A 23,459-nucleotide genomic window follows, 5' to 3' on the forward strand; every position below is an offset into this window, starting at 1 on the left:
CGTGGGACGGGTCACAGTCCCGGAGCGCCGCCCGGGACTCTCGAACGGCTGAAAGTATGATCAAGCGATGTCTGACATGACCGAGACCACGCCGGGCTGGCTGACGACGGACGAGCTGGAGATGGCACGCGCCCGCATGCCGATCCTGTACGTCGAGGCCGTGCCCGTACGCGTGGACGACAGCGGCGAAGTCACCAGCGTCGGCCTGCTCCTGCGCATCGGGCCGGACGGAACGGTCAGCCGGACGCTGGTCTCCGGCCGGGTGCTGCACCACGAACGGGTGCGGGACGCCCTGCTGCGCCACCTGGAGAAGGACCTCGGCCCGGTGGCGCTGCCCCGGGTGCCGTCCTCGCTCCAGCCGTTCACGGTGGCCGAGTACTTCCCGACGCACGGTGTCACCCCGTACCACGACCCCCGGCAGCACGCGGTCTCGCTCGCCTACGTGGTGCCGGTGACCGGCGACTGCCGGCCGCGCCAGGACGCCCTCGACCTGGTCTGGTTCGATCCGCGCGAGGCCCTGTCCGAGGCGGTGCGGAGCGAGATGCCGGGCGGGCACGGGGTGCTGCTGAAGCAGGCACTGGCGCACGTGGGCTGCGTGGGCTGACCGCGCCGGGCTACTCCTCGTGCCGGCCCTCGTCGCTCAACTGCGGGTCCAGGTCGTCCCGGAGCAGTCCCCGGGAGCCCGTCTGCCCGGTGCGGTAGGCGGAGCGGGCCACCAGGTGGGAGGCGACCGGGCTGGTGAGGAACTGGAAGAAGACGATGAGCGCGAGCGTGCCCACGTCGGTGCCGTGGCGCAGCCGCAGTCCCACTCCGGCGAGGACGAGGAGCATGCCGAGCGTCTGCGGCTTGGTCGCCGCGTGGCTGCGGGAGAGCACGTCGGGAAAGCGGAGCATCCCGATCACCCCGAGCAGGCACTGCAGGCAGCCGAGGAGCAGCAGCACGGTCCCGGCCAGGTCGGCGGCCTCGGCCCAGGCGTTCACCGGTGGTCCTGCCTGCCGTCCGGCCGCACCGAGGGCCGGTCGCGTACGGCGATGAAGCGGGCGATGCCCACCGAACCGCTGAAGCCGAGGAAGGCGAGCACCAGCATCACGGGGAAGTAGAAGGAGTCGCGGTCGTGGGCGGCCTTGACGCCGATGCCGGCGATGATGAGCGCCGCGATCACGTCGAGGGCGACGGCGCGGTCCAGCATCGAGGGGCCGTACCAGATCCGGTACAGCAGCAGGGCGCCGGCGACGAGGATCATCGCGAGCGAGGCGACGAGCAGGGCGTCTTCGACGGCGTGCAGGGTGGTCACGACGAGGGGTCACCTTCCGGTACGGGGCGGGCGGCGTCGGCGATGTCCTCGGCGGTGCCGAAGGCTCGGGCGACGAGTTCCTCCATGCGCCACACCTGCCGCTGGGCGCCCTCGATCTCGCCGGGGTTGCCCGCGTCGAGGACGTGCAGGAACAGGGTGGCCGTGGACCGGCGCACCTCGATCACGGAGCCGCCGGGGACGTTGGAGACGGCGACCGCGGTGGCCGTGAGCATGAGGTCGCTGCGCACCCGCAGCGGGACGGCCACGACCGCGGCGTGGTAGGGGCCCTTGGCGAAGATCTGCCGGGTGACCTCGACGCTGGAGGAGAACATGTCGTACAGCAGGTAGACGGCGAGGCGCAGGATGCCCAGCGGGCGCAGCCTGAGGCCGATGTCCACGGCGGGCAGCGGGAAGGCCAGGCACAGGCAGACGGCGACGAGGACGCCGTTGACGAGGTTGGCCCAGGACGGGGTGCCCCACAGCAGGATCCAGATGACGGTGAGCCAGCCGACGAGCGGCAGGTCGAGCACGCGCCGGCCGCGGCCCACGCGGAAGGACCAGCTGTAGGGGGAACGGTCGCGGAAGAGGTTGCTCACCGGCCGAGCACCGCCTCGATGTAGGGGGTACGGGCGAGGAGTTCGGTGGCGGCGGCCTGGGTGAAGGTGGTGAGGGGGCCGCCGAGCACCGTGTACGACAGGCCGAGGGCGACGGCGGCGCCGGTCGCCGCCGTCATGGGCCAGGGCAGCCGTTTGGTGGTGGTGATGGACTGCCCCAGGAAGCCCTCGGAGACCACGGCGCCCGCCGGCACCGGCAGTCCGCCCCCGGTCCCGGCACCGGCGTCCCCTCCCCGGCCGGTGCCTCTGCCCGGGCCGCTCGCCCGCTCCTCCTCCCTGTCGTCCTCGTCGTCCTCGTCGTCGCCGGGTTCGTCGTCCTCGGCGGACTCCAGCACCACGCCCTCCTCCTCGGCTCCCGGTGGCGCGTCGCGCCAGAACGCGAGGTTCCAGACCTTCGCCATGACGTAGAGGGTGAGCAGGCTGGTCGCCGCGGACCCGGCGACGAGCGCCCAGGCCCAGCCGCCGCCCGCGTCGATACCGGCCCGCATCAGACCGAGCTTGCCGATGAACCCGGACAGCGGCGGGATGCCCGCGAGGTTCATGGCGGGCACGAAGAACAGCACGGCGAGCAGCGGAGCCGCCTTCGCCAGGCCGCCGAGGCGGGTGAGTTCCGTGGTGCCGTCGCGCCGCTCGATGAGCCCGGCGACGAGGAACAGGGTGGTCTGCACGGTGATGTGGTGGGCTACGTACACGATCGCGCCGCTGATCGAGCCGTGCCCGGCGAGCGCGATGCCGAAGACCATGTAGCCGATGTGGCTGATGAGGGTGAAGGACAGCACCCGCTTCAGGTCGGTCTGGGCCACGGCGCCGAGGATGCCCACGACCATGGAGGCGAGGGCGGCGAGCATCAGCAGGTCGCCCAGGCGGTGGCCGGGGAAGAGCAGGGTCTGGGTGCGCAGCATCGAGTACACGCCGACCTTGGTCAGCAGCCCGGCGAAGACCGCGGTGACCGGTGCGGGCGCGGTCGGGTAGGAGTCGGGCAGCCAGGCCGCGAGCGGGAACACGGCCGCCTTGATGGCGAAGACCGTCAGCAGCATGGCCTCCAGCAGGGTGCGCACCCCGAGCGGCACCTCCTGGAGCCGCAGGGAGAGCTGGGCGAGGTTCACGGTCCCGGCGACCGCGTAGGTCATGGCGATGGCGATCAGGAAGAGCACGGAGGAGAACAGCGAGATGATCACGTACGTCGATCCGGCGCGGATCCGGGTCGCGGTGCCGCCGATGGTGAGCAGGACGAAGCTGGCGACGAGCATGATCTCGAAGCCGACGTAGAGGTTGACGAGGTCACCGGCGAGGAACGTGCAGGAGACGCCCGCCACGAGGATGAGGTAGGCGGGGTGGAAGACCCCGACCGGCGCCTGGTCGTCGCGGTCGGCCATGCCCTGGCCGAGGGAGTACACGAGGACGAGCAGGGTGACGGCGCTGGAGACGGTGAGCATCAGCCCCGCCAGCCGGTCCGCGACGAGGGTGATGCCGACCGGTGGCGCGAAGTCGCCGAGGTGAACGCTGAGCGGGCCGTGGCGGTCGGCGGCCACCATGAGCACCACGGAGAGCACCAGGACCGCGCCGAGCACCGCGATGCTGATGAAGCGCTGGAGCCGGTGCAGCCGGGGCCCGATGGCCAGCTTGAGGCCGGTGACGCACAGGGGCAGCAGGACGGGGAGCGGGACGAGCGCGTTCACCTGGTTCCTTCCGTGCCGGCGCCGCCCGGGTCGTCGGGCTGGTCGGGCTGCGGGTGGCCGGAGTCCTCGCCGGGGCGGGAGTCGGGCTCGCGGCCGGTCTCCTCGGGGTCGTTGGAGGGTCCGGCGATGCGGGCGGGCGCCGGTCCGGGGCGGCCCGCGGCGTCGGTGGAGCCCAGCTCGCGGCCTTCCCGGTAGTCCTCGGGGTCGGCGCCGAGGATGTCGTTCCAGAGGTTGCCGGAGACGTCGTTGGCGCGGGCCTGGTAGGCGCGTTCCTCGCGGACCCGGCGGCGGAGCCGTTTGCGGGCGGCGCGGTAGCGGGCGCGCTGCTCGGCGTCGGCGCCGCCGTCCCCGGCGCGGGCCTCGCGGTAGCGGTCGCGGAGTTCGCCGCGCCGGTCGAGGAACTCGGCGCGCAGGGCGACCAGCCGGTCCTCGGTGTCGTCGCTGATCTCGTCGGAGCCGGTCACCTGGTGGCTGCGGTAGGCCATGGAGAGCAGGAACGCGGTGGTGGCGAGGGTGATGACGATCGCGGTGAGGGCGATGGCCTGGGGCAGGGGGTCGGTGACGCGGTTGCGGATGATGTGCGGGTAGAGCAGCGGTGCCTCGCCCGCGCTGCCGGTGGAGGCGAGGACCAGCAGGTTGACGCCGTTGCCGAGGACGACGGCGCCGAGCAGGATCCGGGTGAGCGACCGGGTCAGCAGCAGGGTGGCGCCTACGGCGTTGAGGACGGCGGCGGCCACCAGCAGGGAGAGGCTGACGGTCATGCGCGGCCCGCCTCGGGGCGGGGGGCGGCCCGTTCGATCTGGCGGTCGATCCGGGCGCCGAGGGCCCGCACGATGTCCTGGACCACGCCGAGGACGAGGAGGTAGACGCCGCAGTCGAAGAGGACGGCGGTGGACAGGTGGGCGTCGCCCCACACGGGCAGGTGGCCGTGCCAGGTCCAGCCGTGCAGCACCGTCCCCTCGCCGAGGCCGCCCAGTGCGATGCCGGTGGACAGGAAGAGACCGAGGCCGGTGAACAGGCCCGGTTTGAAGGGCACGGCGTCGGCGAGTTCGTGCCGTCCGCCGGCGAGATAGCGGGCGATGAAGGCGACGCCGGCGGTCAGGCCCGCGACGAAGCCGCCGCCCGGCAGGTTCTCCGCGCACAGCAGCAGGTAGACGGAGAGGACGAGGACAGGGTGGAAGATGAGGCGGGCGACCACTTCCAGGACGAGCGAGCGGCGCTCGGGGGCGAGGGTGGCGCTGGCGGCGAGCCAGGTCCGCTCCGGTGCCCCTTCGTCGCCGCTGGGCAGCCCCGCCGACTCGTACCCGCTCGCCCGCCAGGCGGTGCGCAGTCCGGCGTGCGGGTGGTCGCCGGGTAGCGGCAGTACGGGCTGCTCGGCCCCGTCGGCGCGGCGGTGCAGGTAGATGAGGCTGGTGACGCCGATCGCGGCGGCGGCGAGCACCGCGGACTCCCCCATCGTGTCCCAGGCCCGCAGGTCGACGAGGATGGTGGCGACCACGTCCTTCAGGCCGTGGTGCGCGGTCTCCTCGACCATCGCGGCGCCCGCGCTGTCGGCCCGGCGGTGTCCCGCCGCGATCCACACGACCACGGCGACGGCGGCGCCGCCCGCGAGCGCCACCGGCATCCGCAGCAGGCGCCGCCACCGGCTGAACGTCTCCTCGAACCGCACCGGCATGCGGCGCAGCACCAGCACGAAGACGATCATGGAGACGGTCTCCACGCAGAACTGGGTGAGCGCGAGGTCGGGCGCGCCCTGGGCGACGAAGAGCAGCGCGGTGCCGTAGCCGGTGAGGCCGGCGAAGACGACGGCCTTCATCCGGCGCCGCACGCGCAGGCACAGCAGGGCCGCGGCACAGGTCAGCAGGGCGACACCGGCCTGGGCCGGGTGGTCCCAGAGCCTCGGGGCGGGCACCCCGGTCCAGGGTTCGTCGACGACGAGCACGGCGAGCTGCCCCGCGAGGACCACGCTCATGGTCGTCACCAGGTACACCGACAGTGAGCCGCGCTGCACGAGTCCGGTGCACTGCAGGGCGGTGCGTTCCAGGGCGAGCAGCATCCGTCCGAAGACGAGGTCGGCGGAGCGCCAGGCGAGCTTCCGGCCGACCCGCGCGACGGGGCTCGCGGCGAGGAACAGCAGGACGCCGCCCGCCCACGCCGCGCCGGACAGGCCGAGGGCCGGGCCCGCTCCGTGCCACAGCGCGAGGTGGTAGGGGTGGGCGGGCGCGGGGAACTGCCCGGCGTAGGTGCCCAGCAGGCCCTGGAGCCAGGTCACCCCGGGTCCGAGGACGAGGCAGGCCAGGGCGAGCACGGCGGGCGGTGCGAGGAAGGCCGGCGGCACGCGGTGCGCGTCGGTGTCGGGCAGGCCGGGCTTGCGGGCGAAGGCGCCCCACAGGTAGCGCAGGGTGTAGGCGGTGGTGAGGGCCGAGCCGAGGACGGTCGCGGCGAGCGCCCAGCGGTCGCCGGTGCTCCCGTCCAGGAGCGTCTGGAAGGCGGCCTCCTTGGCGGTGAAGCCGAGCAGGGGCGGTACGGCGGCCATGGACGCCCCGGCGGTCACGGCGACGGCGCACACGGCGGGCAGCCGGCGTCCGAGCCCCGAGAGCTTGCGCAGGTCCCGGGTGCCGGTGGCGTGGTCGACGATGCCGGTGACCAGGAAGAGCGGCGCCTTGAACAGGGCGTGCCCGAGGATCATGGCGGTGGCGGCGAGGCCGGTGTCGTGGCGGCCGGCTCCGGTGAGGACGGTGAGGAAGCCGAGCTGGCTGACGGTGCCGTACGCGAGGACGAGTTTCAGGTCGTTCATCCGCAGTGCCCGCCACCCGGCCAGCAGCATCGTCACCGAGCCGGCCACCAGCAGGAGCGGGCGCCAGGGCGTGACGTCGGCGAAGGCGGGGGCCAGCCGGGCGATGAGGTAGACGCCGGCCTTGACCATCGCGGCGGCGTGCAGATAGGCGCTGACCGGGGTGGGGGCGGCCATGGCGTTGGGCAGCCAGAGGCTGAAGGGCCAGATCGCGGACTTGGAGAGGGCGCCGACGAGGATCAGCACGATCGCCGTGGACAGTGCCGCCGACGGGGGCGGCGGATCGGCCAGGATCGCCGAGACGCGGTAGGTGCCCGCCTCGTGGCCGAGGAACAGCAGGCCGACGAGCATGGTCAGTCCGCCGAGTGCGGTGACCGTCAGGGCCTGCAGGGCGCTGCGCCGGTTGCGCTTGTGGTCGCTGGTCTGGCCGATCAGCAGGTAGGAGAAGACGGTCGTCAGTTCCCAGAAGATGTAGAGCAGCACCAGGTCGTCGGCGAGGACGAGCCCGAGCATCGCCCCGGCGAAGGCGAGCAGGTTGCCGGCGAACCTGCCGAGCTGCCGCGAGCGGTCGTCGAAGTACGAGGCGCAGTAGACCAGGACGAGGGTGCCCACTCCCGCGGCGAGCAACACCATCAGTTCCGCGAGGGCGTCCAGTCTCAGCGCCCAGTCCACCTGGTAGGCCGGCAGCCAGCGCCATACGACGGTGTCGGCGCCGCCCGCGGCCGTCGTGCTCCACCGGGTGGCGGCCCAGACGGTCGCCGCGGCGGGCGGCAGGGCCAGTACGAGAAAGGCACGGGTTCCGCACCGTCTCACCAGCGGCGCGGCGAACAGCGCGAGCGCGAAGTGGCAGAGGATGAGCGCGGACACCCGACAGTGATATATCGGGCATCTCACCTGAGCGCCCAGGCACGCCGCAGGGAGAACAATCGAGGGGCGGTTCCGGATCTCTCCGGAACCGCCCCTCGATCAACGACTGTCTCCAGTCGGGACGACAGGATTTGAACCTGCGACCCCTTGACCCCCAGTCAAGTGCGCTACCAAGCTGCGCCACGTCCCGTTACCCGCCTGACCTGGGGTTTCCCCCGGCCGAACGTGCAGGAAAACCATACCGCACTCGGGCCGGTGGTCGCGCACGGCTTTTCCGTCGCGGTCTCCGGCGGCGTCAGCACTTCTGCGTGCGGGACGGCTCGGTCACGGCCGGGGTGCCGGCCGAGCCCGCCGCGGTCGCCTCGACCCGGACCAGCCCGCGCACCGCCGGTATCAGCAGCAGGGCGGCGCACACGGCGAAGCTGGTCGCACCCGCGACGAGCAGGACGTGGTCGGCGCCGAGGGCGGCTGCGGCCGGGCCCGCGAGTGCCTGGCCCACCGGCATCATCGCCAGCGAGCCCGCGACGTCGTAGGCGTGGATGCGGTTGAGGACGTCCGGCGGGACCTGGGTCTGCACGCTGGTCGCCCACATCACGCCCCAGAAGGACATGCCGGCCCCGGCGACGGCTGCTCCGGCCGCCATGGCGGGTACGCCGAGCCCGGCACCGACGCTCGCGGGGAAGGCGGCGAAGCCGACGAGGGCGATCGCGCCGGCCCGGAGCATGCGCAGCGGCCTGAGCCGCAGGGCGAGCAGACCGCCCACTACGGTCCCCGCGCCCAGGGCGGAGTTGACCAGTCCGTAGGCGCGCGGGCCGTGCTCCCGCACCACCTCGGTGGCGACCAGGGGCACGGTCGGACCCCACACGGCGATCATGTAGACGCACCAGACGGCTATGACGCTCCACAGCCACCGGCGGGCGAGGAACTCCCGCCACCCCTGGACCAGGTCGGCGCGGAAGGCCCTGCCCCCGCGGCCGGACACCGCCCGGCTGCCCGGCGGGAGCGGCGGCAGCCGGAGCAGCAGCAGGCACAGGGCGCTGATCGCGTACGTGGTGGCGTGGGCGGCGAAGACCCCGCCGGGCGAGGCGAAGCCGACCAGGAGACCCGCCACGGCGGGGCCGGCGAGCTGGGCGGCGGACTCGGCCACGCGTATCGCGCCGTTGGCGCCCTGGACGTCGGAGGCGAGCCGGGGCACGGTGCTGGCGACGCCGGGCTGGAAGACGGCGCCCGCGACGCCGTTGGCGAACCCGATGGCGCAGATCTGCCAGAGCACGACGTGTCCGGAGAAGAACAGGGCGGCGGCCAGGGCCTGGGTGCCGAGCCGCACCAGGTCGGCGCCGATCATCAGTTTGCGGGTGCTGAAGCGGTCGGCGAGGACTCCGCCGAAGACGACCAGACCGGCGAAGGCGGCGGCGGTGGCGGCCATGGCGAGTCCGACCGCGCCCGCCCCGTACCCGTGCTGGAGCAGGCCGGCGGCGAGGGCGACGGGCAGCATGGTGTCGCCGAGGCGGGCCACGGCCCGGGCGGCGAAGAACAGGGCGAAGTCCCGCGACCAGACGGCTCGCGCCGCGACCCGCTGCACGCCCGCGGGCGCGCCCTCGCGCCCGGCCCGTGACGACGTACCGGCCATCCCGCTCTCTCCCCTCCCCTGCCGGTCCCCGCCGGCGAATCGCCCCTGCACCCCCGGTCCCGCGCACCGTGCGTCCGACGGCCGGGACCCCCCTCCGGTCCCGGCCGTCACGCACGTCTTCGGATCATGCCACGGGGCACTGACAACGCCCGAGGGGTTTTCAGCCGCCTGCGGGCAGCCCCAGCCGGGGGTGGGCCTCCAGCAGCCGGGTCGGGGCCGCCTGACGCCAGGAGTCGGCGAGGATGTCGCGCAGCTCGTCCTCGCCCTCCAGGGCGGCGAGCCGGGCCCGTACCCAGGCGAACTGGGCCTCGTGGCCGGCGATCCAGAACTTCTCCGGCTCCGCCAGCACCAGTTCGTCGCGCTCCTCCTTCGGGCAGCGCACCGCGAGGGAGGTCTCCTCCTCGGGGAGCGTCGCGAACATCTTTCCCGCGACCCGGAAGGTGGGCATGCTCCAGGCGATCTTCTCCGTCGTGTCCGGCAGGGACAGGGCGATACGGCGTACGTCTTCTGCGTCCGGCATGACAGGCACGGTATCCGCCGGCACCGACAATCACCCGGCGACGGCCGCTGTGCCCGTCCGGCGGCTGTCCCGCCCGCCGTCCCGCCCGCCGACCTGCTTGAAGTACAGCGTCGTCGGCCGCAGTTCCCCGCGCGGGTCCGTCGCGTAGTCGGGGATCGTGCCGGCCCGCGTCCATCCGGCGGACCGGTAGAGGTGCTCGGCGGGGCTCCCGGTCTCGGTGTCCAGGTGGAGCAGGGTGATGCCGGCCGCCGCAGCGGCCTCCTCGGCGGTGGTCAGCAGCCGGCGGCCCAGTCCCCGGCCGCGGGCCTCGCGGGACACCATGAGCTTGACCAGTTCCGCGCGGTGGCGGCTGTTCGGTCTGTCCGGCAGGGCGAGGCTCACGGTCCCGGCCACCCGGCCCTCCTCCCGCGCCACCCAGAGGGCGAGCCGGCCGGCGGCCACCGCGGCGGTCCGTCCCCGCCACCAGTCCGCGGCCTCCGCGTGACCGAGCGGGGCGAGGAAGCCGACGGAGGCACCGCCCGCGACGGTGTCGGTCAGCAGCCCGGCCAGGCCGTCCAGCAGCGCCGTCACCCCGTGCTCGTCGACACGGTCCACGATCACGGCAGGACCACCGCCAGCACGTAGCGCGCGGTCCCGGATCCGGCGCACCGGAACCGTGTCGGCCCCCACACCCGCATCCGCAGGCAGTCCCCGGCGGCGAGGGCGTGCCGCACGTCCCCCGTCGTGATCTCCAGGGCCCCTTCCAGGAGCCAGACGTGCTGTTCCAGACCGGGCACGGGTGGCCGGTCGTAGGCGATGTCGGCGCCCGCGGCGAGCCGCCCCTCGACGAGTTCGCCGCGCAGTCCGGCGTGCGGCGGGGACACCGAGCGGCGCACGAATCCGCCCGTGCGGTCCTCCCACACTGACTGCTCGGCCGCCCGCACCAGCGGCGCGGGTTCGCCCTCGACCTCGCCGAGCAGCCGGGACATGGTCCGCCCGTAGACCGCGCACAGGCGATTCAGCACGGCGGCGGTGGGACTGGTCTCGGCCCGCTCGGCCCTGGACAGGGTGGAGCGGCTGACCCCGCTGCGCTCCGCCAGCTCGCCCAGCGACCAACCGCGTTCGGCCCTCAGTTCGGCCAGCCGCGCGGCGAGGCGGGCGTCGACCGGATCCGCGCACTCGTCGTCTCGTTTCATATTCGGGAAGCTATCCCGGAAATGAGACGGCCGGGTTACGGAAGCCTCACGCCGGAAGCCTCACGCCCGCGCCACCTCGCCGAGTGCGTCCAGCACCGGGCGGATCAGCGGGTGTTCCTCCGCCCCCCGGCGTACGGCAGCGAAGACGCGGCGGGTGGGCGCGACCCCGTCGACCGGGCGGACGACCACGCCGGTGAGGTCGGTGCCGTGCAGCGCCGAGCGCGGGACGAGGGCCACCCCGGCGTCGGCGGCGGCGAGGGAGACCACGGCGCGGAAGTCGTCCGAGGAGTGTTCGAGGCGCGGCTGGAAGCCCGCGTTCTCGCAGGCCAGCACGACCACGTCGTGGCACGGGTTGCCCGGGTAGGGGCCGATCCAGGTGTCCTTGGCCAGCTCGGCGAGCGGGACCTCCGCGGCGTCGGCGAGGCGGTGGGCGACCGGGACGACCGCGTCGAAGGGCTCGGCGTACAGCGGGACGTGGGTCAGGCGCGGGTCGTCGGCGGCCGGCGCACCCCGGTACTCGACCGCCACGGCGACGTCGAGTTGCCGGTCGAGGACCATCGGCAGGCTGGCGTCGCCCTCGGCGTCCTGGACGCGGACGCGGATCCCGGGCGCGGAGGCGGCGAGGCGGGCCAGGGCGGGCGCGACGACGAGGGCGATGCCGGTCGCGAAGGAGGCGACCGTGACCGTGCCGGCCTCGCCCGAGCCGTAGGCGGCCAGCTCCGCCTCGGCCCGCTCCAGCTGGGCGAGGACGGCGTTGGTGTGGCTGAGCAGGATCTCCCCGGCCGGGGTCAGCCGTACGCCCTTGGCGCCGCGCTCGACCAGGCGGTGCCCGGTCTCCTGCTCCAGGGCGGCGAGCTGCTGGGAGACCGCCGACGGGGTGAGGTAGAGCGCGGCGGCCGCCGCCGTCACGGTGCGGTGGTCCGCCACCGCTCGCAGGATGTGCAGCCGCCGCGCCTCGATCATGGGATCGATTCTCTCAGGTCACCGGGGCTTTCAGGCCGCGAGCTGCTCCCGGGCCGCGACGAAGGCGTCCACCGCGCGGTTCACGTCGTCCGTGGAGTGGGCGGCGGACAGTTGCACGCGGATGCGGGCCTTGTCCTGCGGGACGACCGGGTAGGAGAACCCGATCACGTACACCCCGCGCTCCAGGAGCAGCTCGGCCATACGGCCCGCCTTCGTCGCATCGCCGATCATGACGGGCGCGATGGGGTGGTCGCCGGGGAGGATGTCGAAGCCCTCCTCGGTCATCCGGCGGCGGAACAGCGCGGTGTTCTCGGCGAGCCGTACGCGCAGGTCGTCGGCGGCCTCGAGCAGGTCGAGCACCTTGAGGGAGGCGGCGGCGATCACCGGGGCGAGGGTGTTGGAGAAGAGGTACGGCCTGGACCGCTGGCGCAGCAGGGCGACGATCTCGGCGCGGGCCGCGACGTAGCCGCCGGAGGCTCCGCCGAGCGCCTTGCCGAGAGTGCCGGTGATGATGTCGACGCGGTCCATGACGCCGTGCAGCTCGGGGGTGCCACGGCCGCCGGGGCCGACGAAGCCGACGGCGTGCGAGTCGTCGACCATGACCATGGCGTCGTAGCGCTCGGCGAGGTCGCAGATCTCGTCGAGCGGGGCGACGTAGCCGTCCATGGAGAAGACGCCGTCGGTGACGATGAGCTTGCGGCGGGCCTCGCCGGCGGCCTTGAGCTGCGCCTCCAGGTCGGCCATGTCGCGGTTGGCGTAGCGCAGCCGCTTGGCCTTGGACAGCCGGATGCCGTCGATGATCGAGGCGTGGTTGAGGGCGTCGGAGATCACCGCGTCCTCGGGGCCCAGGAGGGTCTCGAAGACGCCGCCGTTGGCGTCGAAGCAGGAGGAGTAGAGGATCGTGTCCTCCTGGCCGAGGAACGCGGAGAGCCGGGCCTCCAGTTCCTTGTGCACCTCCTGGGTGCCGCAGATGAAGCGCACGGAGGCCATGCCGTAGCCCCAGCGGTCCAGCGCCTCGTGGGCGGCGGCCACGACGTCGGGGTGGTCGGCGAGACCGAGGTAGTTGTTGGCGCAGAAGTTGAGGACCTCGCCGGGGCGGCCACCGGCGGTGACGTTCACGGTCGCGGACTGCGGGGTGCCGATGACGCGCTCGGGCTTGTGCAGGCCGGCGGCGCGGATCTCGTCGAGGGTGGCGCGCAGGTCGTCGCGCACGGAGTCGAACATCTTGGAAGCTCCTAGGAGTACGTACGTCTGACGCGGTGTCTTACGCGGTCCAGTCGAGGATGACCTTGCCGCCGCGGCCGCTCGCGGCGTCGGCGAACGCGGCCTCGAAGTCGCGGTGGGAGTACCGGCCGGTGATCACCGGGGCCAGGTCGAGGCCGCCTTCGAGCAGCACGGACATGGCGTACCAGGTCTCGAACATCTCGCGGCCGTAGATGCCCTTGACGGTGATCATGGAGGTGACGATGCGGGCCCAGTCGACCGGGAACTCCTCGGCGGGCAGGCCGAGCATGGCGATCCGGCCGCCGTGCGTCATGTTGGCGATCATGTCGCGCATGGCCTCGGGGCGGCCGGACATCTCCAGGCCGATGTCGAAGCCCTCGCGCAGGCCCAGCTCGCGCTGTCCGTCGGCGATGGTCGCGTTCGAGACGTTCAGGCCGAGGCTGACGCCGACCTTGCGGGCCAGGTCCAGCCGCTCCTCGCTCACGTCGGTGATCACGACGTTGCGGGCGCCCGCGTGCCGGGCCACGGCGGCGGCCATCAGGCCGATCGGTCCGGCGCCGGTGATGAGGACGTCCTCGCCGACCAGCGGGAAGGACAGGGCGGTGTGCACGGCGTTGCCGAACGGGTCGAAGATCGCCGCGACGTCGAGGTCGACGGGGACGCGGTGCACCCAGACGTTGGACGCGGGCAGGGCGACGTACTCGGCGAACGCCCCGTCGCGGCCGACGCCGAGGCCGACGGTGGCGCGGCACAGGTGGCGCCGGCCGGCCAGGCAGTTGCGGCACTTGCCGCAGACCAGGTGGCCCTCGCCGCTGACCCGGTCGCCGGCCTTGATGTCGGTGACGTCGCGGCCGGTGTCGACGACCTCGCCGACGAACTCGTGGCCGACGACGAGCGGGGTGCGGATGGCCTGCTGCGCCCAGCCGTCCCAGGCCCGGATGTGCAGGTCGGTGCCGCAGATGCCGGTGCGCAGCACCTTGATGAGCACGTCACCGGGTCCGACGACGGGCTCGGGCACGTCCGCGAGCCACAGCCCGGGCTCCGCCTTCTCCTTGACCAGCGCCTTCAACGCTACGGCTCCTGACGGGGTGAGGTCCCGGCGGTGGGCATGCCGAGGCGGCCCGCGTCCGGGAAGGGGGAGGGGAATCGCACAGCAATCTGCCGTACGACACCGCCCCCGGTCCATCGAGCCTTTCTTAAGCCCGGCCGCAGCTTTCCTTCACGCCGCACGCCCCGGGCGGCCGATCGCCCCGGGACTCACAGCGGGAGCCCGTCCTCCGCGCTGCGCTCGATGCGCCGTACGAGGTCGGCCGCGGCCGACTTGATCGTCGCCAGGCCCGCGGTGCCCCAGGTGCGGGGGCGCACGTCGGCGGCGGACACGGTGCCGAGCACCGTCCCCGTGCCGTCGATGAGCGGGGCGCCGAGGTAGGAGCGGATACCGAAGGCGTCGACTACTGGGTTGCCCGCGAAGCGCGGGTAGTCGCGCACGTCCTCCAGGACCAGCGCCTTGCGCCGGACCACCACGTGGGGGCAGAAGCCGTGGTCGCGGGGCTGGACCCGGCCGAACTCGGGGCTGGTCCCGTCGCCGCGCGTCACCGGCGGGACCTCCGGCACCCACAGCCCGGCGAAGAACTGCCCGCCCTCCACCAGGAAGTTGACCATCGCGTACGGCGCCTCGGCGAGACCGGCGAGATGCGCGGCGAAGGCGTCGAGGGCCGGGTCGGCGCGTTCCGCGAGACCGAGCCGGCGCAGGCGTCGTACCCGCTCGGGGGCCTCCCGGTCCTCCGGGGTGAGCAGCAGACGTCCGGCCGGGCGCGGCGGGTCGTAGCTCATGGGCGGACCCCGGCGCCGAACCCGGAGGCGGTGGCCGGGGTGTGGGCGATGAGGTGGCGTACCAGGGTGAGCAGTGTCTGGACGCCGGAGCTGGAGATCCGGGCGTCGCAGCGCACGATCGGGATCTCGGGGTGGAGGTCCATGGCCGCGCGCACCTCCTCGGGGTCGTAGCGGTAGGAGCCGTCGAACTCGTTGATCGCGACGACGAAGCCGAGGCCGCGCTCCTCGAAGAAGTCGACCGCCGCGAAGGACTCCTCCAGGCGGCGGGTGTCGGCGAGGATCACCGCCCCGAGCGCGCCTTCGCACAGTTCGTCCCACATGAACCAGAAGCGTTCCTGGCCGGGTGTGCCGAAGAGGTACAGGACGTGTTCGGCGTCCAGGGTGAGGCGGCCGAAGTCCATGGCCACGGTCGTTTCGAGTTTGTTCTCGATTCCGTCGAGGTTGTCGGTCGCGGCGCTGACCGTGGTGAGCAGTTCCTCCGTGCTCAGCGGCGCGATCTCGCTGACCGCGCCGACGAAGGTCGTCTTGCCGACGCCGAATCCGCCCGCCACGAGGATCTTCAGGGCGGTGGGGAACGGGTCGGCGCCTTCGCCGTGTGCGTGGTCAGAGCTGTCGTCGTAGTCCATCGAGCACTGCCTCCAGAAGGGCCCGGTCCGTGGGATGGTGGTGGAACGCGGCGGGGGGTTTGGTGGTCAGCGCGCCGCAGTCGACGAGGTCCGAGAGCAGCACCTTGGTGACCGCCACCGGAAGCCGCAGGCGGCCGGCGAGTTCGGCGACCGGGAGGGGCGCCCGGCACAGGTCGAGTGCCTGCGTGTGCTCGGGTCCGAGGTAGCCGAGGGGGGTCGCCCCGGTGGCCATGACCTGGGACATCAGGTCGAGCGCGACGGTGGGCCGGGTACGGCCGTTGCTGACGGTGAAGGGGCGCACCAGCCGTCCGGCCGCGTCGTCGAGCCAGGGCCCGTCGCCGGCCGCGGCCACCGTCAAGGCCTCATCGCCGGGGGTTCGACGGCCTGCTGCCGGGGCGCGGTGACCAGGTAGGGGCGGACGCTCTTGACCAGCATCGCCATCTCGTAGCCGAGCACGGCCGCGTCGGCCTCGCGGCCGGCCAGCACGGCGAGGCAGGTGCCGGAGCCGGCGGTGGTGACGAAGAGCAACGTCGAGTCGAGTTCGACGACGACCTGCCGCACGTCCCCGCCGTCGCCGAAGCGGACACCGGCGCTGCGGCCGAGGGAGTACAGGCCGGAGGCCAGGGCCGCCATGTGGTCGGCGCTGTCGTGGTCGAGGCCGTGGACGGACTTCACCAGTCCGTCGGCGGACAGGAGCACCGCGCTGCTCGTGTGCGGCACGCGCTGGACGAGGCCGCTCATCAGCCAGTCGAGGTCGGACACTTGGCCGGTCGTCGGCGCATCGCTCGCCATGGTGGATCGACTCCTTGGGGTACGAAGGTCTGCGGGAGCGCTGGTCGTGAGGGTGATCAAGGGCGTGGAGGTGGGGGTGGTCGTGGGGGCGGAGGGGAAGGGGGGCCGGGTCGTACGGTCGGTCATTCGGCCGACGCACCAGGGTCGCCGTGGGTCGGTGTCAGGGGCGCCGCCGGTTCGGCGTGCTGCTGGGCCTCGGCGAGGCCGATGCCGCGCTGGAAGGCCGCCATCAGGCCCGGGTCGTGCCCGGTGTACTGCTCGGGCTCCTGGCGGGGCGCGGGACCGCCGCGCAGTTGCGGTGCGATGTGTTCCTGGGCGCGACGGCGCGGCAGTTGGGGCTTGCCCATGGTGCCGCGCACGGCGCTGTGCCGCGGGACGGGCGGGGTGGCCGCGTGTTCGGCGAGGACGCCCCGGTCGTCCGGCCGCACACCGGGCACGGCGGCGGCCGGGGTGGGCCGGTTCCGGTGCGTGCCGCGCACGGGCAGCGGCACGGGTGCGCCGTCGGCCCGGTGCACCACGACCGGACCGGACGCCTCCGGCGCCTCGGGAGCAGGGGCGGCAACGGGCGCGGGCGCGGGTACGGCGGAAGGCGGTCCCGGCGGCGGCGTCGGCGCGGTCGGAGCGGGTGCGTCGTGGGGCGGCTGGCCCGGCGGCGCCGGTACCTGCGGCAGGGTGGACGGGCCCGGGGCCTGCGGCACTGCGGGAGGCACGGCCCGCAACTGCTGCCGGGGCGGCGTCACGGGCACCGGCTCGGCACCGATGGCCTGCGCCGGCCGGGCCGCGCCGCCGGGCAGCGCACCGGGCTCCGTGCCCAACAGCGCCTGGGGCACGACGAGTACGGCCTGGACACCGCCGTAGATGTTGGTCTGCAGCCGGACGGTGATCCCGTGCCGCTTGGCGAGCTGGGAGACGACGAACAGCCCGATGCGGCCGTCCGCGAGCAGCCGGGCGACGTTGACCTGGTCGGGGTCGGCGAGCAGGGCGTTCATCCGGTCCTGTTCACCGACGGGCATGCCGAGTCCGCGGTCCTCGACCTCGACGGCGAGACCCGAGGTGACGAGGCTGGCGCGCATCAGCACCTGGGTCTGCGGCGCGGAGAACAGGGTGGCGTTCTCGACGAGTTCGGCCAGCAGGTGGATGACGTCGGCGACGGCGTGACCGCGCAGGGTGCCGTCGACCGGCGGGACCAGCCGGACCCGGGAGTACTGCTCGACCTCGGCGATGGCCGAGCGCAGCACCTCGGTCATGTCGACCGGGTTGCTCCACTGACGGCGGGAGACGGCGCCGCCGAGCACGGCGAGGTTCTCGGCGTGGCGGCGGATGCGGGTGGCGAGGTGGTCGACGTGGAAGAGGCCCTTGAGGAGGTCGGGGTCCTCGATCTCGTTCTCCAGCTCGTCCAGGATGGAGATCTCCCGGTGCACCAGGGACTGCAGGCGCCGGGCGAGGTTGACGAAGACCTCCAGCTTCTGTTCGCTGCCCGCCTGGCTGGAGAGCTGGGCGGCGCGGACGACGGCGGTGACGGCGCCGTCGTGGGCGCGGGTGAGATCGGCGGCGAGCAGATCGAAGTCGTCGGCGCCGGCCTGCGGTGCGCCGCGCGGTGTGCGCGGGGACGGCGCCTCGCCGCGGCGCAACGCCTCCACGACGGCGCGCAGATCGCCCTCCCGGCGCGCGGTGCTGCGGCGCAGGGCGCCGACCCGGTCGTGCACGGACCGCGCGGCGCGGTCGGCGGCGACCGCGGCGATGACGACGGCCGCGACGGTCACCGAGACCGCCCCCGCGAGTACGCCCCACAGGACGGGTCCGGGCCGCGCGCCGGTGGACCGGACGGTGAACAGGACGACCGCGCAGGCGCTGAGGGCGACCGCCACCGGCGGCAGGACGGCGAGCCGCAGGAGTTGGGGCCGTATGTGGGTCTCGGTCGGTGCGGCGGTGGTACGCGGGGCCGGCCGGCCGTGCCGCCCGCCCTCGCGGCGGTCTGCGCGCGCGGCCGGTGCGCGGAGGTGAGACATCGGTGTCCTCGTACTGGTCCGTGTACTGGTTGGTCGGCCCTACGTCGCCCGACGGACACTGACAGTAGTCGCCCCACCCTCATGTGCGGTGGGCAGTTGCCAAAGTCCCCCGGACAACGTCCCGCTCTGGTATGAGGCCTCGTACGACAGACCGATAAGCCGGTGAAGCAGTCGTTCCGGAGGGGTCGAGAACGGTCCCTCCCGATCAAAAACGTTCACTGTCCGTGATCGGGGCGAGGGCCTTCCCCGAACTCGCGCTCACCAGGACCGGCCTGTTCCCCTTCGGGCTCGTGGGCCATGCGTCTGCCGACGCGGGCGGCGGTCTCGCGCAGCCAGATGTGGGCGGCGTCGTGGGTGTGCACGGGATGCCACCACATCGCCTCCCGCAGCGGTACGGCCTCGTACGGCGGCTCCACCACGCGCACGGCGGCGAGCGGCGCCAGGAGCCGGGCGAGGCGGGCCTGCACGAGAGCGATGCGCCGGGTGCCGGCCACCAGCAGCGGGATGAGCTGGAAGCCGTCCACGGAGACCTCGACCCGGGGCTCGATGCCCAGCATGCCGAGCTGGCGCACGGCCGGGGCGTCGTAGGTGCGCTGGTAGGTGACCCAGGGCAGCCGGGCCAGGTCCTCGCGGGTGAGGCGGTCGTCGACACCGGGATGGTCGTCGGCGACCAGGAAGACCCAGCGGTCCCCGTACAGGTCGGTGGCGGGGAAGTCGCTGATGACCCCGTGCGGCATCAGCAGGCCGTCGGACGTGCTGAGCAGTGCGTCCGTGGCGTCCACCACCGTGGGCGGGGTCTGCGCGAAGCGCAGCCGGATGCCGGGCGCCTCCTCGTGCACGACCCGGGCGAGCTCGGTGCCGAAGACCGCGACCGCGTAGTCGGAGGCGATCAGTTTGAACTCCCGGTGCTCCTCGGCGGGGTCGAAGTCCGCCTGGCTGGCGAAGAGGCGTTCCAGCACGTCGTACGCCGTGGCGGTGCGGTCCAGGAGGACCTGGCCGAGGGCGGTGAGCTCGTAGTGGCCACCGACGCGGGCGAGGAGGTCGTCGTCGAAGTGGCGGCGCAGCCGGGCCAGGGCGGCGCTCATGGCGGGCTGGCTGAGGCCGACGCGCTGTCCGGCGCGGGTGACGTTGCGTTCCTCGAGGAGGGCGCGCAGGGCGACCACGAGGTTGAGGTCCAGGCGACTGAGATTCACGGCGGTTCCCTAGCTGTCCGGCGCCGACCTGCGGGAATTCGGCCCGTGGATGACGGCCATCCACAGAATCGATTTCCGTGATCGTGAGGGGCGGGTCCAGATTAGTGCCATCGCAATCAGGAGGACCTGTCCGTGAAACCTGAAGCCGCGTCCGCCCCCTTCGCCGGACCCTTCGCCCTGGCCACCCTTTCCGCTCCCGAGGGCCCCGCCTTCCCCGCCCTCGTCACCGCAGACGCCCAAGTGCTCGATCTGCGTGCCGCGTTCGGCGACGAACACCCGACCGTCCGGACTCTGCTGGAGAGCTGGGAGACGGCACTGCCGCGGCTGCGGGCGCTGGCCGACGACGCCGGTCCGGCGCGTCGGCCGCTCGCGGCCTTCCGGGTGCACGCGCCGGTGGAGCCGCGGCAGGTCTTCCAGTCGGGGGCCAACTACCGGCAACACGTGATCGACCTGCACGTCGCCCACCGGGTCCCGGGCGACGACCGGCCGGAGGAGGAGCGGCGCGCGGAGGCCGCGGAGATCATGGACCGGCGGGCCGCCGAGGATCTGCCGTACGTGTTCCTCGGCCTGCCGAGCGCGATCACCGGCCCCTACGACGACGTCGTGCTGCCCGCCTGGGCCGGGAAGCCCGACTGGGAACTGGAGCTGGCGGCGGTCGTCGGCCGCCCCGCCCACCGCGTGTCCGTCGAGGAGGCCCTCGACCACGTCGCCGGATACACGATCGCCAACGACCTCACCGACCGCGCGACCGTCTTCCGCCGGGACATGCCGCAGATCGGGACCGACTGGCTGCGCAGCAAGAACGCGCCCGGGTTCACGCCGCTCGGCCCCTGGATCGTGCCGGCGGGATCGGTCGGGGACCCGGGCGACCTGCGTCTGACGCTGAAACTGAACGGCGAGACCATGCAGGACGAGTCGACCCGGGACATGATCTTCGACGTGGCACGGATGGTGTCCTACGCCTCGCAGACCGCCCGGTTGCTGCCCGGCGACCTGGTGCTCACCGGCTCCCCGGCCGGCAACGGCATGCACTGGGGCCGGCTGCTGCGCGACGGCGACGTCATGGACGCCGCCATCACCGGGCTCGGGGCCCAGCGCACCCGCTGCGTGGCGGAGGCGACCCGGTGACGCCGGACCGCACCGACCCCGAGGGCTCGATAGCGCGCGCCACGAAGGCGTACTCCAACTGGGGCCGCTGGGGCGAGGACGACGTCCTGGGCACCCTCAACTTCCTCGACGCGGCGAAGCGCCGGGAGGGCGCGGCGCTGATCCGGCGCGGGGTCAGCTTCTCGCTGTCCCAGCGCTTCGACATGAACGGCCCGCAGAAGGGCTGGCGGCGGCGCACCAACCCGGTGCACACCATGCTCGACACCGGCACCGACGCCGCCCTCGGCAACCAGGGCTTCCCGCACGGCATCGGCGGCGCCGACGACGTCGTCGCGATGCCGTTGCAGTGCTCCACCCAGTGGGACGGGCTCGGGCACGTCTTCGACCACGGCAGGGCGTGGAACGGGCGTCCGGCCGAGAAGGTCGTCACCTCCGACGGCGACCTGGTCACCGGCATCGAGCACATGGCCCCGCACGTCGCCGGGCGCGGTGTCCTGCTCGACGTCGGCCGCGCCGCCGGCCGGGACGGGGAACTGCCCGACGGCTTCCCGATCACCGAGGAGCACCTGACGGCGACCGCCGAGGCCCAGGGCGCGACCGTGGGGCGCGGGGACATCGTGCTGGTGCGCACCGGGCAGCTGGCCCGCGCCCGCCGGGAGGGCTGGGGCGACTACGCGGGCGGCCCCGCGCCCGGGCTGTCGTTCACCACGGCGGGCTGGCTGCACGGCAGCGAGATCGCGGCGATCGCCACCGACACCTGGGGCTTCGAGGTCCGCCCGAACGAGTTCGAGCACGCCTTCCAGCCGCTGCACCAGGTCGCCATCCCCCACATCGGCCTGCTGATCGGCGAGATGTGGGACCTGGACGCCCTTGCCGAGGACTGCGCGGCCGACGGACGGTACGACTTCTGGCTCACCGCGGCGCCGCTGCCCATCACCGGGGCGGTCGGCTCGCCCGTCAATCCGATCGCGGTCAAGTAGACCGGGGAACGAAGGAGTTCTTCATGACCCAGCCCCGCACGGTCCTCGTCGTCGGCGGCGGCGCGGCCGGCAACGCCGTGACCGTCCTGCTGCGCCGTGCCGGTCTCGGCGTGGACCTGGTCGAGGCCAAGGACGACTGGAACGCCACCGCCGGCTCGGGCATCACCCTCCAGGGCAACGCCCTGCGGGTGCTGCGCGAACTCGGCGTGTGGGAGCAGGTGGAGGCGTCCGGATTCGGCTTCGGCTCGGTCGGCATCACCGCCCCCGACGGCACCGTCCTGCACGCCCAGGACGACCTGCGCACCGGCGGCGACGACCTGCCCGCGACCGTCGGCATGCAACGCCCGCGGCTCCAGCGGATCCTCATCGACGCCGTGCGCGCCAGCGGCGCCACCGTCCGCCTCGGCACCACCGCCGACATCCTGGACAACGACGCCGACGGTGTCACCGTACGCCTCGGCGACGGCACCGAGGCCCGCTACGACCTGGTGATCGCCGCCGACGGCGTCGGTTCCGCCACCCGCGCCGCGATCGGCATCGCCGACAGGCCGGAGCCCACCGGCATGGCCATCTGGCGCATCGCCGCCCCGCGACCGGCCGCCCTGACCCGCACCGACCTCGCCTACGGCGGGCCGGCGTACATCGCCGGCTACTGCCCCACCAGCGAGACGACGCTCTACGCGTACGTCGTCGAGGCCAACCGCGACCGCGCCTCCATACCGCCCGAGTCGTACGCCGACGAGATGCGGCACCTCGCCTCCGCCTACGGCGGCTTCTGGCCGGAGATCACCGCACACATCACCGACCCGGCCGAGGTCAACTACACGTGGTTCGACCGGATGCTGGTGGAGGGTGCCTGGCACCGCGGCCGGGTCGTGCTGGTCGGTGACGCCGCGCACTGCTGCCCGCCCACCCTCGCCCAGGGGGCCGCCCTGTCGCTCGAAGACGCCTGGGTGCTCGCGCAGATGCTGACCGGGTCCGACAGATGGGACGACGCCCTGCTCCAGGCGTACTACGAGCGGCGCATCGCCCGTGTCCGGCCCGTGGTGGAGGCGTCCGTGCAGATCGGGCAGTGGCAGCTCGACGGGGTGCGCGACGCCGATGTACCGGGCCTGATGGGCCGCACCATGACCATGCTCCGGGAGCTGCCGTGACCCCCGTGTCCCCGCCCACCGTGGACGTGCACGCCCATGTCCTGCTGCCCGAGGTCGACGCCCTCGTCGCCGGTCTGCCCGGACACGCCGAGGCCAAGGCGCTGGACGCCCGGCGCAACGGTCCCGCCGCCCTCGCCGTCAGCGGCCCCATGGTGCGCGAGCGCTTCCCCCGCCTGACGGACGTGACCGTGCGCCTGGCAGCGATGGACGCCCAGGGCGTGGACGTACAACTGGTCAGCCCCTCCCCCTCGCACTACCACTACTGGGCCGACGAGGAGACCGCCGAGAAGGTGTACCGGCTCGCCAACGAGGCCACCGCCGCGCACTGTTCGGCCGCCCCCCAGCGGCTGCGCGGACTCGGGCTGGTCCCGCTCCAGCACCCGCAGCAGGCGGTCCGCGCCCTGGACCACGCCCTCGCCCAGGGGCTGCTCGGCGTGGAGGTCTCCAGCCACGCCCCCGGACGCGAATTCTCCGACGCGGCATACGAACCCTTCTGGTCCCGGGCCGAGGAGACGGGCGCGCTGCTCTTCCTGCACCCCTTCGGCTGCACCCTCGGCGAGCGCCTGGACCGGTGGTACCTGTCCAACACCGTCGGCCAGCCCACCGAGAACGCCGTAGCCCTCTCCCACCTGATCTTCTCCGGCGTGCTCGACCGGCACCCCGGTCTGCGGCTGATCGCCGCACACGGCGGCGGCTACCTGCCTACCCACATCGGCCGCTCCGACCACGCCTGGTCGGCCCGCTCCGACGCGGGCGCCGGCTGCGCCCACCCGCCCAGCAGCTATCTGAAGCGCCTGTACTTCGACTCCCTCGTCCACGACCCGGGCGTGCTGCGCGAACTGGTCCGCGTCGCCGGTGCCGACCGGGTGCTGCTCGGCTCCGACTTCCCCTTCGACATGGGCACCGAGGACCCGGTCGGCGCCCTGCGCGCCGCGCGACTGCCCGAGGCCGACTTCCACGCCGTCCGGGGCGGCAACGCCGCCGCCCTCCTCCGGAAGGACTGAC

Annotated in this window: 24 protein-coding genes and 1 tRNA gene; 5 read left to right on the top strand and 20 right to left on the bottom strand. The window is 73.4% G+C overall.

Annotated features, from left to right (window positions below; translation table 11 throughout):
* Nucleotides 1-76: 76 nt before the first annotated feature.
* Nucleotides 77-604 (top strand): NUDIX hydrolase family protein, encoded by a 528-nt coding sequence (locus D1J63_RS04315; RefSeq protein WP_164713147.1) that lies wholly within the window; start codon nucleotides 77-79, stop codon nucleotides 602-604.
* 10 nt (nucleotides 605-614) lie between these two features.
* Here D1J63_RS04315 and mnhG read toward each other — a convergent pair whose 3' ends face one another.
* The 20 genes from mnhG to D1J63_RS04415 form a co-directional block, all read right to left on the bottom strand.
* Nucleotides 615-980, bottom strand: coding sequence for a monovalent cation/H(+) antiporter subunit G (gene mnhG, locus D1J63_RS04320; protein ID WP_102931267.1), 366 nt, complete (start codon nucleotides 978-980; stop codon nucleotides 615-617).
* On the bottom strand, nucleotides 977-1,294 hold the full coding sequence (locus D1J63_RS04325) for a monovalent cation/H+ antiporter complex subunit F (protein WP_125627799.1): 318 nt from the start codon (nucleotides 1,292-1,294) through the stop codon (nucleotides 977-979). The genes mnhG and D1J63_RS04325 overlap by 4 nt, the downstream gene beginning before the upstream one ends.
* The gene (locus D1J63_RS04330; RefSeq protein ID WP_125627800.1) at nucleotides 1,291-1,890 is read right to left on the bottom strand and encodes a Na+/H+ antiporter subunit E; all 600 of its coding nucleotides are present in this window, start codon (nucleotides 1,888-1,890) and stop codon (nucleotides 1,291-1,293) included. Before D1J63_RS04330 ends, D1J63_RS04325 begins: the two co-directional genes overlap by 4 nt.
* Nucleotides 1,887-3,587: a Na+/H+ antiporter subunit D gene (locus D1J63_RS04335; RefSeq protein WP_125627801.1), complete on the bottom strand. Its 1,701-nt coding sequence runs from the start codon at nucleotides 3,585-3,587 to the stop codon at nucleotides 1,887-1,889. Before D1J63_RS04335 ends, D1J63_RS04330 begins: the two co-directional genes overlap by 4 nt.
* Nucleotides 3,584-4,348, bottom strand: a complete 765-nt coding sequence (locus tag D1J63_RS04340; RefSeq protein ID WP_102931263.1) for a Na(+)/H(+) antiporter subunit C — start codon at nucleotides 4,346-4,348, stop codon at nucleotides 3,584-3,586. Before D1J63_RS04340 ends, D1J63_RS04335 begins: the two co-directional genes overlap by 4 nt.
* Nucleotides 4,345-7,248, bottom strand: coding sequence for a Na+/H+ antiporter subunit A (locus D1J63_RS04345; RefSeq protein WP_125627802.1), 2,904 nt, complete (start codon nucleotides 7,246-7,248; stop codon nucleotides 4,345-4,347). Before D1J63_RS04345 ends, D1J63_RS04340 begins: the two co-directional genes overlap by 4 nt.
* A gap of 116 nt (nucleotides 7,249-7,364) precedes the next feature.
* Nucleotides 7,365-7,438: transfer RNA gene (locus D1J63_RS04350), tRNA-Pro, on the bottom strand.
* A 105-nt stretch (nucleotides 7,439-7,543) separates the two neighbouring features.
* On the bottom strand, nucleotides 7,544-8,878 hold the full coding sequence (locus D1J63_RS04355; RefSeq protein ID WP_125627803.1) for an MFS transporter: 1,335 nt from the start codon (nucleotides 8,876-8,878) through the stop codon (nucleotides 7,544-7,546).
* Nucleotides 8,879-9,038: 160 nt separating this feature from the next.
* On the bottom strand, nucleotides 9,039-9,398 hold the full coding sequence (locus D1J63_RS04360) for an MmcQ/YjbR family DNA-binding protein (RefSeq protein WP_007389074.1): 360 nt from the start codon (nucleotides 9,396-9,398) through the stop codon (nucleotides 9,039-9,041).
* Between the two features lie 30 nt (nucleotides 9,399-9,428).
* A complete protein-coding gene (locus D1J63_RS04365; RefSeq protein ID WP_125627804.1) occupies nucleotides 9,429-9,998 on the bottom strand; it encodes a GNAT family N-acetyltransferase in 570 nt (189 codons plus the stop codon).
* The gene (locus tag D1J63_RS04370) at nucleotides 9,995-10,573 is read right to left on the bottom strand and encodes an XRE family transcriptional regulator (protein WP_125627805.1); all 579 of its coding nucleotides are present in this window, start codon (nucleotides 10,571-10,573) and stop codon (nucleotides 9,995-9,997) included. Before D1J63_RS04370 ends, D1J63_RS04365 begins: the two co-directional genes overlap by 4 nt.
* 60 nt (nucleotides 10,574-10,633) lie before the next feature.
* On the bottom strand, nucleotides 10,634-11,536 hold the full coding sequence (locus tag D1J63_RS04375; RefSeq protein ID WP_125627806.1) for a LysR family transcriptional regulator: 903 nt from the start codon (nucleotides 11,534-11,536) through the stop codon (nucleotides 10,634-10,636).
* Between the two features lie 30 nt (nucleotides 11,537-11,566).
* Nucleotides 11,567-12,760, bottom strand: a complete 1,194-nt coding sequence (locus tag D1J63_RS04380; protein WP_125627807.1) for a glycine C-acetyltransferase — start codon at nucleotides 12,758-12,760, stop codon at nucleotides 11,567-11,569.
* A gap of 40 nt (nucleotides 12,761-12,800) precedes the next feature.
* Nucleotides 12,801-13,829, bottom strand: coding sequence for an L-threonine 3-dehydrogenase (tdh, locus tag D1J63_RS04385; protein ID WP_125627808.1), 1,029 nt, complete (start codon nucleotides 13,827-13,829; stop codon nucleotides 12,801-12,803).
* A 188-nt stretch (nucleotides 13,830-14,017) separates the two neighbouring features.
* The gene (locus tag D1J63_RS04390) at nucleotides 14,018-14,593 is read right to left on the bottom strand and encodes a GAF domain-containing protein (RefSeq protein ID WP_125627809.1); all 576 of its coding nucleotides are present in this window, start codon (nucleotides 14,591-14,593) and stop codon (nucleotides 14,018-14,020) included.
* On the bottom strand, nucleotides 14,590-15,219 hold the full coding sequence (locus tag D1J63_RS04395) for an ATP/GTP-binding protein (protein WP_164712715.1): 630 nt from the start codon (nucleotides 15,217-15,219) through the stop codon (nucleotides 14,590-14,592). Before D1J63_RS04395 ends, D1J63_RS04390 begins: the two co-directional genes overlap by 4 nt.
* Nucleotides 15,197-15,571, bottom strand: coding sequence for a DUF742 domain-containing protein (locus D1J63_RS04400; RefSeq protein ID WP_125627810.1), 375 nt, complete (start codon nucleotides 15,569-15,571; stop codon nucleotides 15,197-15,199). The genes D1J63_RS04395 and D1J63_RS04400 overlap by 23 nt, the downstream gene beginning before the upstream one ends.
* A gap of 2 nt (nucleotides 15,572-15,573) precedes the next feature.
* Nucleotides 15,574-16,011 carry a roadblock/LC7 domain-containing protein gene (locus D1J63_RS04405; protein WP_102931661.1) on the bottom strand — a complete coding sequence of 146 codons (438 nt, stop codon included), beginning with the start codon at nucleotides 16,009-16,011 and terminating at the stop codon, nucleotides 15,574-15,576.
* A gap of 122 nt (nucleotides 16,012-16,133) precedes the next feature.
* Nucleotides 16,134-18,020: an ATP-binding protein gene (locus D1J63_RS04410; protein ID WP_125627811.1), complete on the bottom strand. Its 1,887-nt coding sequence runs from the start codon at nucleotides 18,018-18,020 to the stop codon at nucleotides 16,134-16,136.
* A 215-nt stretch (nucleotides 18,021-18,235) separates the two neighbouring features.
* Nucleotides 18,236-19,213, bottom strand: a complete 978-nt coding sequence (locus tag D1J63_RS04415; protein WP_241235507.1) for a LysR family transcriptional regulator — start codon at nucleotides 19,211-19,213, stop codon at nucleotides 18,236-18,238.
* 126 nt (nucleotides 19,214-19,339) lie between these two features.
* Here D1J63_RS04415 and D1J63_RS04420 point away from each other — a divergent pair, with 126 nt between their 5' ends.
* From D1J63_RS04420 to D1J63_RS04435, 4 genes are read left to right on the top strand one after another with little or no spacing between them, the layout of a single operon-like run.
* Nucleotides 19,340-20,341, top strand: a complete 1,002-nt coding sequence (locus tag D1J63_RS04420; RefSeq protein WP_125627812.1) for a fumarylacetoacetate hydrolase family protein — start codon at nucleotides 19,340-19,342, stop codon at nucleotides 20,339-20,341.
* Nucleotides 20,338-21,300, top strand: a complete 963-nt coding sequence (locus D1J63_RS04425; RefSeq protein WP_125627813.1) for a cyclase family protein — start codon at nucleotides 20,338-20,340, stop codon at nucleotides 21,298-21,300. The genes D1J63_RS04420 and D1J63_RS04425 overlap by 4 nt, the downstream gene beginning before the upstream one ends.
* A gap of 23 nt (nucleotides 21,301-21,323) precedes the next feature.
* Entirely contained in the window at nucleotides 21,324-22,454 is a 1,131-nt protein-coding gene (locus D1J63_RS04430; RefSeq protein ID WP_125627814.1) for an FAD-dependent oxidoreductase, read from the top strand.
* Between the two features lie 5 nt (nucleotides 22,455-22,459).
* The gene (locus D1J63_RS04435) at nucleotides 22,460-23,458 is read left to right on the top strand and encodes an amidohydrolase family protein (RefSeq protein WP_164713148.1); all 999 of its coding nucleotides are present in this window, start codon (nucleotides 22,460-22,462) and stop codon (nucleotides 23,456-23,458) included.
* Nucleotide 23,459 lies beyond the last annotated feature (1 nt).

Source organism: Streptomyces sp. KPB2, assembly GCF_003950055.1.
Taxonomy (GTDB): domain Bacteria; phylum Actinomycetota; class Actinomycetes; order Streptomycetales; family Streptomycetaceae; genus Streptomyces; species Streptomyces salinarius.